The organism is Roseinatronobacter domitianus (assembly GCF_023336755.1).
Classification (GTDB): domain Bacteria; phylum Pseudomonadota; class Alphaproteobacteria; order Rhodobacterales; family Rhodobacteraceae; genus Roseinatronobacter; species Roseinatronobacter domitianus.
The window spans coordinates 89825-104392 of the sequence record NZ_JALZWP010000004.1; the positions used below are offsets into that span (position 1 = coordinate 89825).

The 14568-nt window shown below is 60.7% G+C and carries 17 protein-coding genes; 5 read left to right on the forward strand and 12 right to left on the reverse strand.

Annotated elements, in window-relative coordinates; translation table 11 throughout:
* Positions 1-129 precede the first annotated feature (129 nt).
* Together M3N55_RS05855 and M3N55_RS05860 are read left to right on the forward strand one after the other, a co-directional pair.
* Positions 130-729 (forward strand): holin-associated N-acetylmuramidase, encoded by a 600-nt coding sequence (locus M3N55_RS05855; RefSeq protein WP_249057331.1) that lies wholly within the window; start codon positions 130-132, stop codon positions 727-729.
* Positions 729-1223 (forward strand): holin family protein, encoded by a 495-nt coding sequence (locus tag M3N55_RS05860; RefSeq protein ID WP_428982616.1) that lies wholly within the window; start codon positions 729-731, stop codon positions 1221-1223. The genes M3N55_RS05855 and M3N55_RS05860 overlap by 1 nt, the downstream gene beginning before the upstream one ends.
* Here the strand turns inward: M3N55_RS05860 and M3N55_RS05865 are convergent.
* Positions 1211-1540: a DUF3775 domain-containing protein gene (locus tag M3N55_RS05865; RefSeq protein ID WP_249057335.1), complete on the reverse strand. Its 330-nt coding sequence runs from the start codon at positions 1538-1540 to the stop codon at positions 1211-1213. The two genes, M3N55_RS05860 and M3N55_RS05865, sit on opposite strands and share 13 nt — an antisense overlap.
* A 194-nt stretch (positions 1541-1734) precedes the next feature.
* Between M3N55_RS05865 and M3N55_RS05870 the strand changes: the two genes are divergently transcribed.
* Entirely contained in the window at positions 1735-1908 is a 174-nt protein-coding gene (locus M3N55_RS05870; protein ID WP_249057337.1) for a hypothetical protein, read from the forward strand.
* A gap of 80 nt (positions 1909-1988) precedes the next feature.
* Here the strand turns inward: M3N55_RS05870 and acpS are convergent, their stop codons facing one another.
* The 6 genes from acpS to folK all read right to left on the reverse strand — a co-directional run bounded on the left by acpS (position 1989) and on the right by folK (position 7088).
* Positions 1989-2387: a holo-ACP synthase gene (gene acpS / locus M3N55_RS05875; RefSeq protein WP_249057339.1), complete on the reverse strand. Its 399-nt coding sequence runs from the start codon at positions 2385-2387 to the stop codon at positions 1989-1991.
* Between the two features lie 7 nt (positions 2388-2394).
* Entirely contained in the window at positions 2395-3153 is a 759-nt protein-coding gene (locus M3N55_RS05880; RefSeq protein ID WP_249057341.1) for a pyridoxine 5'-phosphate synthase, read from the reverse strand.
* Between the two features lie 63 nt (positions 3154-3216).
* Positions 3217-3858 (reverse strand): DUF2062 domain-containing protein, encoded by a 642-nt coding sequence (locus M3N55_RS05885; protein WP_249057343.1) that lies wholly within the window; start codon positions 3856-3858, stop codon positions 3217-3219.
* Between the two features lie 37 nt (positions 3859-3895).
* On the reverse strand, positions 3896-6013 hold the full coding sequence (locus tag M3N55_RS05890; RefSeq protein ID WP_249057345.1) for a RelA/SpoT family protein: 2118 nt from the start codon (positions 6011-6013) through the stop codon (positions 3896-3898).
* A 58-nt stretch (positions 6014-6071) separates the two neighbouring features.
* Positions 6072-6434 carry a DNA-directed RNA polymerase subunit omega gene (rpoZ, locus tag M3N55_RS05895; protein ID WP_249057347.1) on the reverse strand — a complete coding sequence of 121 codons (363 nt, stop codon included), beginning with the start codon at positions 6432-6434 and terminating at the stop codon, positions 6072-6074.
* Between the two features lie 72 nt (positions 6435-6506).
* Complete coding sequence (gene folK / locus M3N55_RS05900; RefSeq protein ID WP_249057349.1) at positions 6507-7088, reverse strand: 2-amino-4-hydroxy-6-hydroxymethyldihydropteridine diphosphokinase; 582 nt, start codon at positions 7086-7088, stop codon at positions 6507-6509.
* Positions 7089-7195: 107 nt separating this feature from the next.
* Between folK and M3N55_RS05905 the strand changes: the two genes are divergently transcribed.
* Positions 7196-7768 carry a LabA-like NYN domain-containing protein gene (locus M3N55_RS05905; protein ID WP_249057352.1) on the forward strand — a complete coding sequence of 191 codons (573 nt, stop codon included), beginning with the start codon at positions 7196-7198 and terminating at the stop codon, positions 7766-7768.
* 115 nt (positions 7769-7883) lie between these two features.
* On the opposite strand, the gene M3N55_RS05910 is transcribed toward M3N55_RS05905, so the two are convergent.
* Complete coding sequence (locus tag M3N55_RS05910; RefSeq protein WP_249057355.1) at positions 7884-8657, reverse strand: sulfite exporter TauE/SafE family protein; 774 nt, start codon at positions 8655-8657, stop codon at positions 7884-7886.
* Between the two features lie 186 nt (positions 8658-8843).
* On the opposite strand from M3N55_RS05910, the gene M3N55_RS05915 reads away from it, so the two are divergent.
* Positions 8844-10520, forward strand: a complete 1677-nt coding sequence (locus M3N55_RS05915; RefSeq protein WP_249057357.1) for an acyl-CoA dehydrogenase family protein — start codon at positions 8844-8846, stop codon at positions 10518-10520.
* An 80-nt stretch (positions 10521-10600) separates the two neighbouring features.
* Here M3N55_RS05915 and M3N55_RS05920 read toward each other — a convergent pair whose 3' ends face one another.
* Genes M3N55_RS05920 through M3N55_RS05935 form a run of 4 tightly spaced genes read right to left on the reverse strand, consistent with a single transcriptional unit; the run spans position 10601 to position 14526 of the window.
* On the reverse strand, positions 10601-11320 hold the full coding sequence (locus M3N55_RS05920) for a proteasome-type protease (protein ID WP_249057579.1): 720 nt from the start codon (positions 11318-11320) through the stop codon (positions 10601-10603).
* Between the two features lie 33 nt (positions 11321-11353).
* Positions 11354-12151 (reverse strand): transglutaminase family protein, encoded by a 798-nt coding sequence (locus tag M3N55_RS05925; RefSeq protein ID WP_249057359.1) that lies wholly within the window; start codon positions 12149-12151, stop codon positions 11354-11356.
* Between the two features lie 4 nt (positions 12152-12155).
* Positions 12156-13097, reverse strand: a complete 942-nt coding sequence (locus M3N55_RS05930; protein ID WP_249057361.1) for an alpha-E domain-containing protein — start codon at positions 13095-13097, stop codon at positions 12156-12158.
* A gap of 4 nt (positions 13098-13101) precedes the next feature.
* Entirely contained in the window at positions 13102-14526 is a 1425-nt protein-coding gene (locus M3N55_RS05935; protein ID WP_249057363.1) for a circularly permuted type 2 ATP-grasp protein, read from the reverse strand.
* Between the last annotated feature and the right edge of the window lie 42 nt (positions 14527-14568).

A 14568-nucleotide genomic window follows, 5' to 3' on the forward strand; every position in this document is an offset into this window, starting at 1 on the left:
GAAAAGGGGCCAATCCGGGCAATTCGGCACAGACAATGTGCGGAGTTAACCGCGCGTGCGGCCAGTTCAGCCGGCATTTGCCCGATACTGGCACAAATGGGCCACGCCGCCATGCAGGAGCCCGCCATCATGAACCATGTCGAACAGCTTGCCACCCAGATCGTCGCCCGCGAGGGTGGCTTCGTCAATGACCCGGATGATCCCGGCGGGGCGACCAATTTCGGCGTCACCATCCACACCCTGCGCCGCTTGCGCCCCGGCGCGCGCATAGATGTCGAGGATGTCCACGCCCTGACCCGCACAGACGCGGTGAATATCTACCTCGAACACTACTTTCAGCGACCACGCATTGGCGAGTTGCCGCAGCCGCTTTGGGCGACAGTGTTCGACATGTATGTGAACGCGGGAGCTAATGCCGTGCGCATCCTGCAACGGCTGCTGAATGAGATGGGGCAGGATGTGGCGGTGGACGGGGCCATCGGACCGCAAACAATTGCCGCCACGCACCGCGCCTATGGCATGGCCCCGAACCATATGGTCGACGCTTACGGCATCGCCCGGCGCGATTTTTACTACCGACTGGCCGACCAACGCCCCGCAAGCCGCAAATTCGCGCGCCGGCGCGATGGCGGCAAAGGCGGCTGGATCAGCCGCGCAGAGGAATTCATCAGCCCGCGCTACCACCTGACCGACGCGCAACACCGCGCCCGCACCGGGGCCTGGGCATGATCCGCGCCTTGGGACGGGCTTTGTTCGGCGGCGGCGCGCGCGCTTTGGGCGACAGCGTCACCAAGGTGGCCGAAGTGTTTACGCCCAACGCCACGCGCGCGCTGGAACTGGGCGCGGACGCCTATGCCGCCGCACATGCCAGCCATCTGGCGGAATTCCAGCATGCGCGCCCCGGCAGGTTCGATGCCTTCGTCAACGGGCTGAACCGACTGCCGCGGCCCATGCTGGCCTTGGGCACGCTGGCGCTGTTCGTTTATGCCATGGCCGACCCGGTGGAATTCGCGCGCCGTATGCAGGCGCTGGCCACGGTGCCCGAACCCTTGTGGTGGCTTCTGGGCGCGGTGGTCGCGTTCTATTTCGGTGCCCGAGAGGCGCATCATTCGCGTCTGGGCAAATTCACCCCATCAGCGGTGCCACCATCACCCCCAAAACCAATGCCAGATCCGGCCCCAAACCCAGCCTTGTCAGACTGGAAAGCAGATCAGGACCCCTGACGCAGGAAATCCTCTTCCTCTCCGGCCGGGTCCAGCCCCAGTTCTTCCAAACCGTTTTCAAGGTTCTCGGCCAGATGTGGCATGCCCAGAAGATAATCGGCGGTGGGGGTTGTCGCCTCTGACATGGCGGTGGCGACGGCTTCGGCGTAATCCTCTGGCTCAAACGCGCCGCGCCCAATCCAGGCAACGGCGGTCATGCTGGCCTTTTCATCATCATTCAACGCGTCGATGAACGCATGCGCCTCACCCTCCCCGACCGCACCTTCGCGCGCAAGGTAGATGATATGAACAATCTTGCGCAGGCTGATTGCAAGCATGGCATCCTCCGTCATCCATAGGGGCAGCGTGGCTCATTCACGCGCTGCATGCAATCTTAATCCGAGCATCGGCATAGGCACTAACCCTAATCAACCTGCCGCGCATTTTCCTTGTCCGTGCCTTATCCGCGCCGGATTCCACCGCGATACAGGCCAAGTAGCAAGAGCACAGCAACTGAAGGAGCGCTTGGAACATGCCCTATGATACGCATAATCGCTGGGTTCACGGCGTTCTGGCAGAGGCCGCCAAAACTCTGCCCGATCTCCCATGGTCGCGCCGGGCCAAACATGCGCGGCGCAGCGCGGCGTCCGGCGGATTTCATCTTGCGCTTTCCCCGGCGACCGGGATCATGGATTTTAACGAGTGATTTGACGTCAAATTTAGAGTGCGAATACCAGAAGCGCCCCGTTTGCGGGGCGCTTCTGTCGTCACGGCGCTTTTATAGGGTCAAGCCGGGCGCGCTTCGATGACGACAAAGGCCTGCGCCCAAGGGTGGTCATCCGTGATCGTGACATGAATGAATGCGCTATGGCCCGGCGGGGTCATCTGGCGCAAACGCTGCTCGGCCCAGCCGGTCACATGCATGACCGGTTGGCCGCTGCCAAGGTTTGTCACCCACATACTACGCCAGGCGATCCCCATGGACAGGCCGGTGCCCAGCGCCTTGGAACAGGCTTCCTTGGCAGCCCAGCGCTTGGCATAGACAGCCGCCGAATCGCCTTGGCGTGCGGCGCGGGCCAGTTCTGCCTCTGTGAACACGCGGTGGCGAAACCGGTCCCCAAACCGTGCCAGCGTGCCCGCGATACGGTCTATATTGGCAAGGTCGCTGCCGATCCCAAGGATCATGGCTGCATCATTCCCGCGCGAGGTTCATCAAGCGGCGCATCTCGGCCAAGGCGGCGTCCAGACCGATAAATACGGCTTCCCCGATCAGGAAATGACCGATGTTCAGCTCTACCAGTTCGGGAATCGCCGCAATCGGGCCGACATTGTCGAAATTCAGGCCGTGGCCGGCATGCACTTCCAGCCCCAACTCGTCCGCAAGCGCCGCGCAGACGAACAGGCGGCGCAATTCGGCGTCACGCGCGTCGGTATCCCCGGCCTCGACATGCTCGCAATAAGCGCCGGTGTGCAGTTCCACCACTTGAGCGCCGACACGGGCGGCAGCCTCTATCTGAGCCTCGTCCGGGGCCACGAACAACGACACCCGGCTACCGGCGGCGCGGAGTGGCGCGATAAACTCGAGCAGACGCGCCTCATCGCCCGCCACTTCCAGCCCGCCCTCTGTGGTGCGTTCTTCGCGCCGCTCGGGCACAATGCAAATAGCTTCGGGTTTGAGAGACAGGGCAATGCGGCTCATCTCGGCAGTTGCGGCCATTTCCAGATTGATCGGAATATTAACAGCAGCCTGCACCGCGGGCACATCGGCATCGCGAATATGGCGACGATCTTCGCGCAGATGCAGGGTTATCCCGTCCGCACCGGCGGCCTGCGCCAGTTGCGCGGCACGGACCGGGTCGGGCACACGCCCGCCGCGTGCATTTCGCAATGTCGCCACATGGTCGATATTGACGCCAAGGCGCAACAGATCACTGGAGGTGGAATCGGTCATCGTGGTCCCCGCTCTTATTGCCGGTAACATACGCCCCGGCGCGGTAAACTCAATGGCCCTGCATCAATTGCGCTGGTCCGTCTTCCGGCTGGCAGCCCGCGCGCGTTCGAACCGCTTTTGCAATTTGCGCGCCCGCCGAATGCGATAGGCTCGGATAATCGGCAAAGACACGAAATACATGGCCACCGCAACAACGCTCCCGACAAGGCTTCCGCCCAGCATATATGGCAGGAACACTTCGCCGAAGAAAAGTTTGGTCTGGTCCCATATAATCGGGTCCGGCGTGAAGATGGCGTAGGCGTTCTGCCCGACTTCCTGCCACATGCCCTTGATGCTGCCAACCACCCCGCGTGGACTGAGCATGTGCCCCTTCCCAAGGATAAGGCTGCCGGTTTCCATAGCGCTGACCAAAATCAGCGGAAACGTGAAAGGATTGCCAAAAAATGTGCCCAGCAGCGCCGCAAGGACATTCCCGCGCAACACCCAAGCTATGCTGGCGGCGGCAACGAAGTGAAAGCCGAACAAGGGGGTAAAGCTGATAAACACACCCGCCGCGATTCCCTTTGCAATCCGCTCGGGGCTGTCGGGAAGGCGACGCAGCCGGTGCCATACATAGCTACCAGCGCGCTGCCAGCCCCCGTCCGGGTAAGCCAGGTTCTTCAGCCACTGAAGAAGAGAGCGAGGGCTGCGTCGTCTGAAAACCACCGGAATACCTTGGAAGCACGTCTTATGCGCGAGCGCGTTACGGACGTTGCGAAGGATCGCGCACTCTGGCGATTTGCGCAACCGCCGTTTCCGCCTCTAACGCGGTCATGACCTGATGCAAATGCGAAACACCCCGCAATTGGACCATCACGCGCAACAGGAAGAAATCGGGTTTGCGGTCCAGAAACCGCAGGTCAGAGATATTTGCCTTATGCTCTCCGATCAAGCTACAGGCGCGCCCCAGCACCCCGGCATCGTTGGAAATCGTGAGTTCCAGCATGACCTCATAGACCGGGGGGTGGGTGCCGTCCTGCCAGCGCAACTCGATCCAGCGGTCGGGCTGCTCATCGAATTCAGCCAGCGCCTCGCAATCCATGCTGTGGGCGACCACGCCCTTGCCACGATAGGTGATACCCACGATCCGCTCGCCCGGCAGCGGCTGACAACAGGCGGCGCGGCGAAAAGACTGGTCTGCCGCCAAGCCCATGACCGGGCGCGTGGCGTCCACTTCGGGTTCGACCGGCACGCCTTCGGGATAGAGCGCGCCAACAACCTTGCGCGCGCTGATCTCTGCCGCCCCGACCTGCGCGCGCAATTCGTTTTCCGAACCGATCCCCAGCATACGCGCAGCGGTGGCAATGGCCTTGGCGCTCATCTCGCGCCCGATGGCGGCGAAAGCGGCACGCAACAGTTCGGTGCCGAGGCGCACGAACCGCTCGCGATCCTCGTCACGCAACGATCTGCGGATCGCGGATTTCGCCCGTCCCGTCACCACAAGGTCGATCCAGCTTGCCTGCGGGCGCTGCCCTTCGGCGGTAATAATGACCACCGATTGCCCGTTGCGCAGCCGGGTCCACAGCGGCACGCGCAACCCGTCCACCTTGGCAGATACGCATTTATCCCCGATGCGCGTATGGATCGCATAGGCAAAATCCAGCGGCGTCGCCCCGCGCGGCAGTTGGATCACATCGCCCTTGGGTGAAAAACAGAAGACCTGGTCCGAATACATCTCCAGCTTGACATGTTCAAGGAAGGCGCCGTGGTCTTCCTCGTTCTGCAAGCCTTCGGTCAGTGTGGCAACCCAGCGGGCCGGATCGACCGCGAAGGGGTTTTCCGAACGCGCACCATCACGGTAGGCCCAATGCGCGGCAACGCCCGCTTCGGCCACTTCGTGCATCTCGCGCGTGCGGATCTGGATTTCAACACGTTTGCCATCCCGCCCTGACACGGTGGTGTGAATAGAGCGGTAGCCGTTCGATTTCGGCTGGCTGATATAGTCCTTGAACCGCCCCGGAACCGCGCGCCAGCGTTGGTGCATGATCCCAAGCACCTTGTAGCATTCGGCCACGTCACCGGTGATGATGCGAAACCCGTAAATATCTGACAGCCGCGAGAAGGCGAGATCCTTCTCCTGCATCTTGCGCCAGATTGAATAGGGTTTCTTGGCGCGGCCATAGACATCGGCCTCGACAGCCGCGCGGTCCAGTTCCGAACGGATGTCGTTGCTGATGCGGTGGACCACATCGCCCGCTTCGCGTTGCAAGGTGATGAAACGGCGCAGAATGGAATTGCGGGCCTCTGGGTTCAGCACGCGGAAAGACAGGTCTTCCAGCTCCTCGCGCATCCATTGCATGCCCATGCGGCCTGCGAGCGGTGCGTAGATGTCCATCGTCTCGCGCGCTTTCTGGGCCTGCTTTTCCGGACGCATGGACCGGATGGTGCGCATATTGTGCAACCGGTCGGCCAGTTTGACCAGAATCACCCGCAAATCGCGCGACATGGCGATCAGCAATTTGCGGAAGTTCTCGGCTTGCTTGGCCTCGGAAGAGGACAGCTGAAGGTTGGTCAGCTTGGTGACACCGTCGACCAGTTCCACGATTTCCGTGCCGAACAGACGTTCCACCTCTGAATAGGTGGATTTGGTGTCTTCGATCGTGTCGTGCAGCAGCGCCGTGACCAGAGTGGCGTCATCCAGCCGCATTTCGGTCAGGATGGCAGCGACCGCAACGGGATGGGTGAAATACGGCTCGCCCGAATGACGGAACTGGCCTTCATGCATCGCCTCGCCATAGGCCCAGGCCCGGCGCACAAGGTCTTGATTACAGCCAGGATTGTAGTTGTGGATCAGGGCGATCAGGTCATCAACTGCGATCACCGGCACCTCTTGAGGCAGGCCCGAAACGGTGGGGCATAACAGGCAAGGCGCGCGCGCCTTACCCGTTCTGTTGGCTGTGCACTTCCATAAGCGCGCGCAGCATCTGCTCTTCGCTCATGTCACCCTCGGACGGCTTATCATCCGAAGAGGCACCCATCAGAAGCGACATATCGTCGTCTTCCGGCAAATCGACCTCGATCTGGGTCTGAAGGCTTTCGATCAACCGCTCGCGCAGATCATCGGCCCCTTGGGTTTCTTCCTCGATCTCGCGCAGGGCGACGACCGGGTTCTTGTCGTTGTCGCGGTCCACGGACAGGGCAGCGCCAGCGGCAATTTCGCGCGCACGATGCGCGGCAAGGGCCACCAGTTCGAAGCGGTTCGGAACCTTGTCAACGCAATCTTCGACGGTTACGCGTGCCATCGGTGCACTCCATATCAATCAGGGCAAGAGCCGGCCTTCTACTGCTGTAGCACACATAATACAAGGCCCGAATCAATCGACCAGCCGGTGGATTTCTTCCAACTCGGCCGGGTCGAGCGCGGCGTGCATCTGGCGCACGCTCTGGCCCAGAACGGGATGCACCCAGTCCGGCGCGATATCCATCAACGGCACCAGCACGAAAGCGCGCTCATGCAGGCGGGGATGCGGCAAGATCAATTCCTTCGGGGCAAGGCTTGACTGCGCGGCAGCGTCCAGCCCGGCCCATTGCTCATAGCCCGCGCGGTCAGGCAAAACCCGCGCGCCATAGCCCAGAAGGTCCATGTCGATCACGCGCGCGCCCCAACGCGTCTGGCGCCGTCGGCCCATCTGGTCCTCGATCTTATGCAGCCTGTCCAGCGCCGCTTTCGGGGAAAGCGCGGTGCGGCACAAGACCGCCGCATTCACGAAATCCGGCCCTGCCCCACGCGGAAAACAAGCTGTGCTATACAGATGGCTTCGTGATATGATATGAAGATCATGGTCCGCCAGCTGGGCGGCTGCCGCAACAACCTGTCCTTTCGGGCTATCCATTTGCCCCGACAGGTTGGCCCCAATTGCCACCAAGACAGAATTGCATTCCGCCACGTTCGTCACGATAATCTCCCTATGAATGTGCCCGACGACAAATTGTAACACCCGGTTGAGTCGTGCATGCAGTTTGCAGGCACGGGTTTCGGCACGCCACCCTTAAGGAAGTAAACATGTTTTACAAGGACGAGCGTCTTGCGCTCTTTATAGACGGTTCAAACCTCTATGCCGCCGGTAAGGCGCTGGGGTTCGATATCGACTACAAACTGCTGCGGCAGGAATTCATGCGTCGCGGAAAATTGCTGCGCGCCTTTTACTATACCGCGTTGTTGGAAAACGACGAATATTCTCCGATCCGCCCGCTGGTCGATTGGCTGCATTACAACGGCTACAGCATGGTGACGAAAGCTGCCAAGGAATACACAGACTCCATGGGTCGCCGGAAAGTCAAAGGCAACATGGATATCGAGCTGGCCGTAGACGCGATGGAACTCGCGCCCCGGCTGGACCATGCTGTGCTGTTCTCTGGCGATGGGGATTTCCGCCCATTGGTCGAGTCGCTGCAACGCCAAGGCGTTCGCGTCTCGGTCGTGTCCACGATCCGCAGCCAACCGCCAATGATCGCGGATGAATTGCGGCGTCAGGCTGACAATTTCATCGAACTTGATGAACTGCGCGATGTGATCGGCCGCCCCCCGCGTGAGCCGCGTTTTGAACCCAACGCAGAACGGGTCGAAGCAGACTGAATACGACAAAGGGCGCTCGCAACCATGCGGGCGCCTTTTCGCCAGACAGCAATAGCATCGTTAAAACGTGTCGCGCAAACATGTGAACCGGTTCTGCGCGGGCACGCCGGACACGCTAAACCCCAAAAGCACGGCGCAACAGATTCAGACCCAGAAACACCATCATCACAAGGGTCCAACGCCGGAAGCGCGCTGCATCCAACCGGTCTTGCACACGGTAGCCCAGCGCAAGCCCCAAGACCGCAGGCACAACGAGCAGCGCCGAAAAGGTCACGCTGCGCGCGGTCAGGATGCCCGATGCCGCATGGCCGGCCACCATGGCGACCGCACCGACCAGAAACACCACACCCAAAATGCGCACCATGTCACGTTTCACGGTATCGACCGCGATCAGATAGGCAATCACCGGCGGCCCCCAGACACCCGACACTCCACCATAAAGCCCGCCAATAGCGCCGCTAAGCCACTGCCCGCGCCGACGTCTGGCAACAGGAACGACCCATGTCTTTCCGGCCAGCTGCGACAGCGCAAAGGCGCAGATCGGGCCGCCCAACAGCGCCAACAGCAGTGGCTCTGAGACGAAGGGCACCAGTTGCGCGCTGGCCAGCAGGCACAGGACCAACGCCGCCAACATCCGCCAATGGGCAAGCACAGACCCCCAGGCCGCGGGCCACCCTTGCCGCAATGCTTGCGACAGATTGGTGACAAGCGTGGGCAGGATCAGCCCGGCCAAGGCCAGATCAACCGGCATCAGGCTGCCAAGACCAGAGATCATAATCATCGGCAGCGCAAAACCCAGCGCGCCCTTTACCAAGCCCGCAGCGAAGGCGATGAGCATGGCACCCAGCAGCAAAGCAGGCGTCAGGGCTTCGGGTAGAAAAGCAGACATGAAACGTGTTTCCCGTTTTTGGGTATGCTATACAGGTGAACTATTCCGGCTGCACGCCCGAAACGCGGTGCGACATTTTCGGCAAGCTTTGTCGTCCTTATTGAATTTTTCTTGCTCTGGCGTTGCAGAGGCTCTATGTCATGCTGCAACTGCAAATATTGTTCCGACCAAACGCGGAGAGCGACGATGCCCCATGATGGACAGATGATGCCAACCACCCTGCTGCCCGACCTGCTGGCACTGACACGTTCGGCCATCACCCCGGCTGAGACCGTTCTGAACAAGGTCACCGCAGCCGTGCGCGGCCGAGTCGCACCTGCGGGCAAGGTAGACGGTGCCCTTTTGGAAGCCGATCAACATGCCGCACATGGCTTGGCATGGCTGGCCACCTATGTCGAAAGCCTGCGCCAGATGCAGGCCTGGGCCGACAAGCTGGACGGCGAGGGCCGCTTCGGAGAGATGGAAGCCCTGATTCACCAGATCGCCTTCGGGGAATACCTGCAACAGATCGCAGGCGGCATCCCGATGAACCAAACCGAAATCGTGCGCATGGCTGATATGGGGCTGGATTGGGCTGACCTGTCCGAGTTCCAGACCGAAGCCGTGCGCAGCTTGCGTGAAAGCGGAAATACCGATGCCGCGCGGATGCGTCTGGTTGAGTTGATGCGCGAAAACCATGGCCGCGCGACCTTTGGCGCAACCGGGCTGGATGAAGAACTGGAAATGATCCGCGACCAGTTCCGCCGCTATTCGGACGAACAGATCGCGCCCCACGCGCATGAATGGCACCTGAAGGACGAATTGATCCCGATGGACGTGATCGAGCAACTGGCCGAAATGGGCGTATTCGGTCTGACCATCCCGGAAGAGTTCGGCGGTTTGGGCATGCCGAAATCTTCGATGGTTGTTGTGTCGGAAGAATTGTCGCGTGGCTATATCGGCGTGGGCAGCCTTGGCACCCGCACCGAGATTGCCGCCGAGTTGGTCATCTGCGGCGGCACCCAAGAGCAAAAAGAGCACTGGCTGCCCAAGCTGTCCTCGGGTGAGATTTTGCCGACCGCCGTGTTCACCGAACCCAACACCGGGTCGGATCTTGGCGCGTTGCGCACCCGCGCGGTCAAGACGGGCGACGACTGGGAAATCACCGGTAACAAGACCTGGATCACCCACGCCACGCGCACGCATGTCATGACCGTTCTGGCGCGCACCGTGCCTGACACGACAGATTATCGCGGCTTGTCGATGTTCCTGGCCGAAAAGACGCCGGGCACCGACGAACACCCCTTCCCCACCCCCGGCATGACCGGCGGAGAGATCGAGGTGCTAGGCTATCGCGGCATGAAAGAATACGAACTGGCCTTTGATGGTTTCAAGGTTGACGGCGCGAACCTGCTGGGCGGTGTCGAGGGCCAAGGCTTCAAGCAGTTGATGCAGACTTTCGAATCCGCGCGCATCCAGACCGCGGCACGCGCAATTGGCGTGGCGCAAAACGCGCTGGAAGTGTCGATGCAATATGCCGAAGATCGCAAGCAATTCGGCAAGTCACTGATCGAATTTCCCCGCGTCGCAGCCAAGCTGGCGATGATGGCAGTAGAAATCATGGTCGCGCGCCAGTTGACCTATTACAGCGCCAACGAGAAAGACGCCGAGCGCCGCTGCGACGTTGAAGCAGGCATGGCGAAACTGCTGGGCGCCCGCGTGGCCTGGGCTTGCGCAGATAACGGCTTGCAAATTCATGGTGGCAACGGTTTCGCGCTGGAATACCAGATCAGCCGCATCCTGTGCGACGCGCGCATCCTGAACATCTTTGAAGGAGCTGCCGAAATTCAGGCGCAGGTCATCGCCCGCCGTCTACTGGGCTAAGGCAGGCGACACGTTTCCTGAAAACCCCTCGCAATCGCTTGCGGGGGGTTTTTCTTTGCGCCCGGAACGCGCTCTCCGCGTCACATGTCGAAACTGTAATCCGGCAGGCTGTCGAGCGCGGCTTTCAGCTTGTCGCCCCAATCTTGCGAAACCGATTGGAAATACGGATCATCCAAGGCAATGCGCCCGGTGCGCCCGGTGCTGAAACTGTCTGCGGCATAGAAATGGTAGTCAAAGGGCGCGCCGACGCTCAGATTGGCCTTCACGGTCGAATCGAAGCTGACCAGAAGCAGCTTCATTACCTCTTCAAAACTCATGCCCGCATCGAAGGCGCGCACGAGGATGGGACGGCCATATTTCGTCTCTCCAATCTGGAAAAACGGGGTGTCGGCGCTGGCTTCGATGAAATTGCCTTCTGGATACACCATGAACAGACGCGGCGCGCTGCCCTTGACCTGTCCGCCCACTAACAAGGTTGCCTTGAACGCGGATTCCGATTGCAGGCCACCGCTGCTATGCTGGCCGATCACCTCGCGCAGAGTCTCTGCCACCATGCGCACGGCCTGGAACATGGACGGCACGCCCAGAAGCGCAGGGGTGCGCTCATCCGGCGATTTGGCGCGTTCTTCCAACAAGCTGACCACCGCCTGCGTGGTGGCCAGATTGCCCGCCGACATCAGCGTGATGACGCATTCGCCAGGGTTTTCCCAGATCGTCATCTTGCGGAAGGTCGAGATGTTATCCAACCCCGCGTTGGTCCGCGTGTCGGACATAAAGACCAGACCGCGCTCCAGCACCATTCCCACACAATAGGTCACGGTTGCTATCCTTTGTTATTGTTGGGCAACATCTATGCGAACCGATAACGACTCGCCCATGCCACCCGCATAGCGCCCAGATACAGGTGCGGCCTCGCGGTAGTCCAGCCCTGTTGCGATTCGAACATAGCGGGTGTCGGGCGATTGGCCGTTGGACACATCGAAACCGACCCAGCCCAAGCCCTCGACATACGCCTCGGCCCAAGCATGCATGGCGTCTTGCGCGGTTTGCTGGTCCAGCATCAGGTAGCCCGAAACGTAACGCGCAGGCACGCCCAACCGCCGCGCGCAGGCGATGAACACATGCGTGTGGTCCTGGCACACGCCGCGCCCGGCTTCGATGGCGTCCTCGGCGCTCCAACTTGGCTCGGATGCCCCGATCTCGAAGGTAATGCGCTCGCGGATGCCAGCGGACAGGTCGTGCAACCCCGCAAGGTCGGGACCAGCCCCGATGTCGCGCGTCAAAGCCCGGACGCCACTGCGTGCCAGTGTGCGCGGGGTTTCACGCAGGTAGAGCCATAGAGGCACTGGCCCTCTATGCGGACCGACAATGCCGGAATCGTCCGACAACTCCACCTCGCCTCGGCTGGTTACAGACAGCTTTCGCGTGCCGGGTTCAAAACTAAGCAGCTCGACGACATTGTGGTGATGATCTTCGAAACTCAGTTCCTTGACCCCGCCATCCACCACGGTCTGCCAATGCAACACGTGCTGGAACCGCACCGATTTCGGCGTTTTACGCAGTTGTTGCAGACCATAGCTGATCGGGGTCTCGAAAGAATAGATCGTCTGGTGTTCGATTTTCAGGCGCATGAGCTTACTCGTAGAAGCGGAAATCTATCTCGACCTGCCGAGCGATCCGGCTCAGTTGACCAAGGATTTCCTCTATGAATTGATGCAAGCCGCATTCGAACACGGCAGCGATGTCATGGCTCAGATATTGCCGTTCCAGATGGTCCACCATCGCAAGCGAGGGCAACTGCCCGTCTATACCCTTGTGCAAATAGTGAAGGTTCGAGCGCAACTTGTCCACGCAGAAGGCCAGCGATCGCGGCATCCGCTTGTTCAGCACCAGAAACTCCGTGATCTCTGCCGGGCCACCGCCCGCGCCATATTCCATGCGAAAGCCCCCGCGCGCAGACACCGCGCGCAGGATCGTCTCCCATTGCACGTTGTCCAGCGAGGTGCCCACGGCACTGACAGAGGGCAACAACACATAGTATTTCACATCTAGAATCCGGGCGGTGTTGTCGGCGCGCTCCAGAAATGTTCCAAGGCGCACGAAATCATAGATTTCGTTGCGCAGCATGGTGCCATGCGTCATGCCACGTACCAAAGACGTATGTTGCCGGATCTCGCGCAACACATCGGGCAGATCGCGCTCAGAGACCTTGCGCGCCAGATTCTCGCGGATGCGCATATAGGCGGCGTTGGTTGCGGCCCAGACCTCTCCGGTCAGTGCGGTGCGCACCAGCCGCGCGTTGTGCCGGGCGGATTCGATGCAGGACAGCACCGAAGACGGGTTTGCGCGCGACCGTAGCATCCAGTCCACCGCCGCGTCGCGCGTGACGGTATCGTTTTCGCGGTCGAATGCCCCTTTCACCCCGGCTGATTGCAAGATGGATGTCCATTCCGCATCGCCGGCTTCCAACCGGGTCAGGGCAATGCGCTGGCCTGCTTCGATCAGGCGGGCAGTGTTTTCGGCGCGTTCCAGATAGCGATACATCCAGAACAGGCCACCGGCGGTTTTCCCAAGCATCGCGTTACTCCTCCAGCACCCAAGTGTCCTTGGTGCCCCCGCCTTGGCTGGAATTGACCACCAAAGACCCTTTTTTCAGCGCCACCCGTGTCAGCCCGCCCGGCGTAATCTTCACCCCGTTCGGATTGACCAGCACGAAGGGGCGCAGATCGACATGGCGCGGCGCAAGCCCGGACCGCGCGAAGATCGGCACGGTCGACAGGCTAAGCGTGGGCTGCGCGATGTAATTGCCGGGCCGCGCTTTCAGCTTGCGGCGGAATTCGGAAATCTCTTTCTTGCTGGCGGTCGGCCCAATCAACATGCCGTAGCCACCAGAGCCGTGCACTTCTTTCACCACCAGATCGGCCAGATTGTCCAGCACATAGGCCAGATCATCGGGCTGCGAACAGCGCCATGTCGGCACATTTTGCAACAGGGGCCGCTCGCCTGTGTAGAATTCGACAATATCGGGCATGTAGCTGTAGATCGCCTTGTCGTCGGATATGCCGGTGCCCGGCGCATTGGCAATGGTAATGCCGCCTGCGCGATACACATCCATAATGCCGGGAATGCCCAGCGCGCTGTCGGGGTTGAAATTGAGCGGGTCAAGGAAATCGTCATCCACCCGACGATACAGAACATCAACCGGCGTATAGCCGCGCGTGGTGCGCATGGCGACACGGCCATCGACGACGCGCAGATCATGGCCCTCGACCAGTTCGACCCCCATCTGATCGGCCAAGAAGGCGTGCTCGTAATAGGCAGAATTGAAAATACCCGGCGTCAGCACCGCGACCACGGGCTTGCCAGATGTGCCCCCCGGCGCGCAGGCCGCAAGCGAGCGGCGCAAATCCAGCGGGTAATTCTGCACTGGGCGCACACGGTTTTGCGAGAAAAGCTCCGGGAACATCTGCAACATCGTTTCGCGGTTTTCCAGCATGTAGCTGACACCGGACGGCGTCCGCGCGTTATCCTCCAGCACGAAAAATTCGCCCGGCCCGGTGCGCACAAGGTCGATACCGACAATATGCGTATAAACCCCGCCCGGCGGCTGCACGCCGATCATTTGCGGCAGATAGGCCTCATTTCCGGCGATCATAGATTCGGGCAAGCGGCCAGCTTTCACGATCTCGCGGTTATGATAAATGTCGTGAAGAAAGGCATTTATGGCGCGAACCCGCTGCTCGATCCCGCGCGACAACTTGCTCCACTCATGCCCGGAAATGATACGCGGAATAATGTCAAAGGGGATCAGGCGTTCTTCGGCCTCTGCCCGGCCATAGACATTGAAGGTAATGCCGGTCAGCCGGAAAATCTCTTCGGCCTCGCGCTGCTTGGCGCGCAGCCTTGCGGGGTCTTCTTCGGCGAACCAATCGTGAAAGCCGCGATATGGATCGCGCAGCGTCGCGTCATGGCCCCACATCTCATCGAATGTCGCCCCATCGCTCATGAACCAACCCCTCTGTCCGAAACATGCGGGTCGGCAGCGACA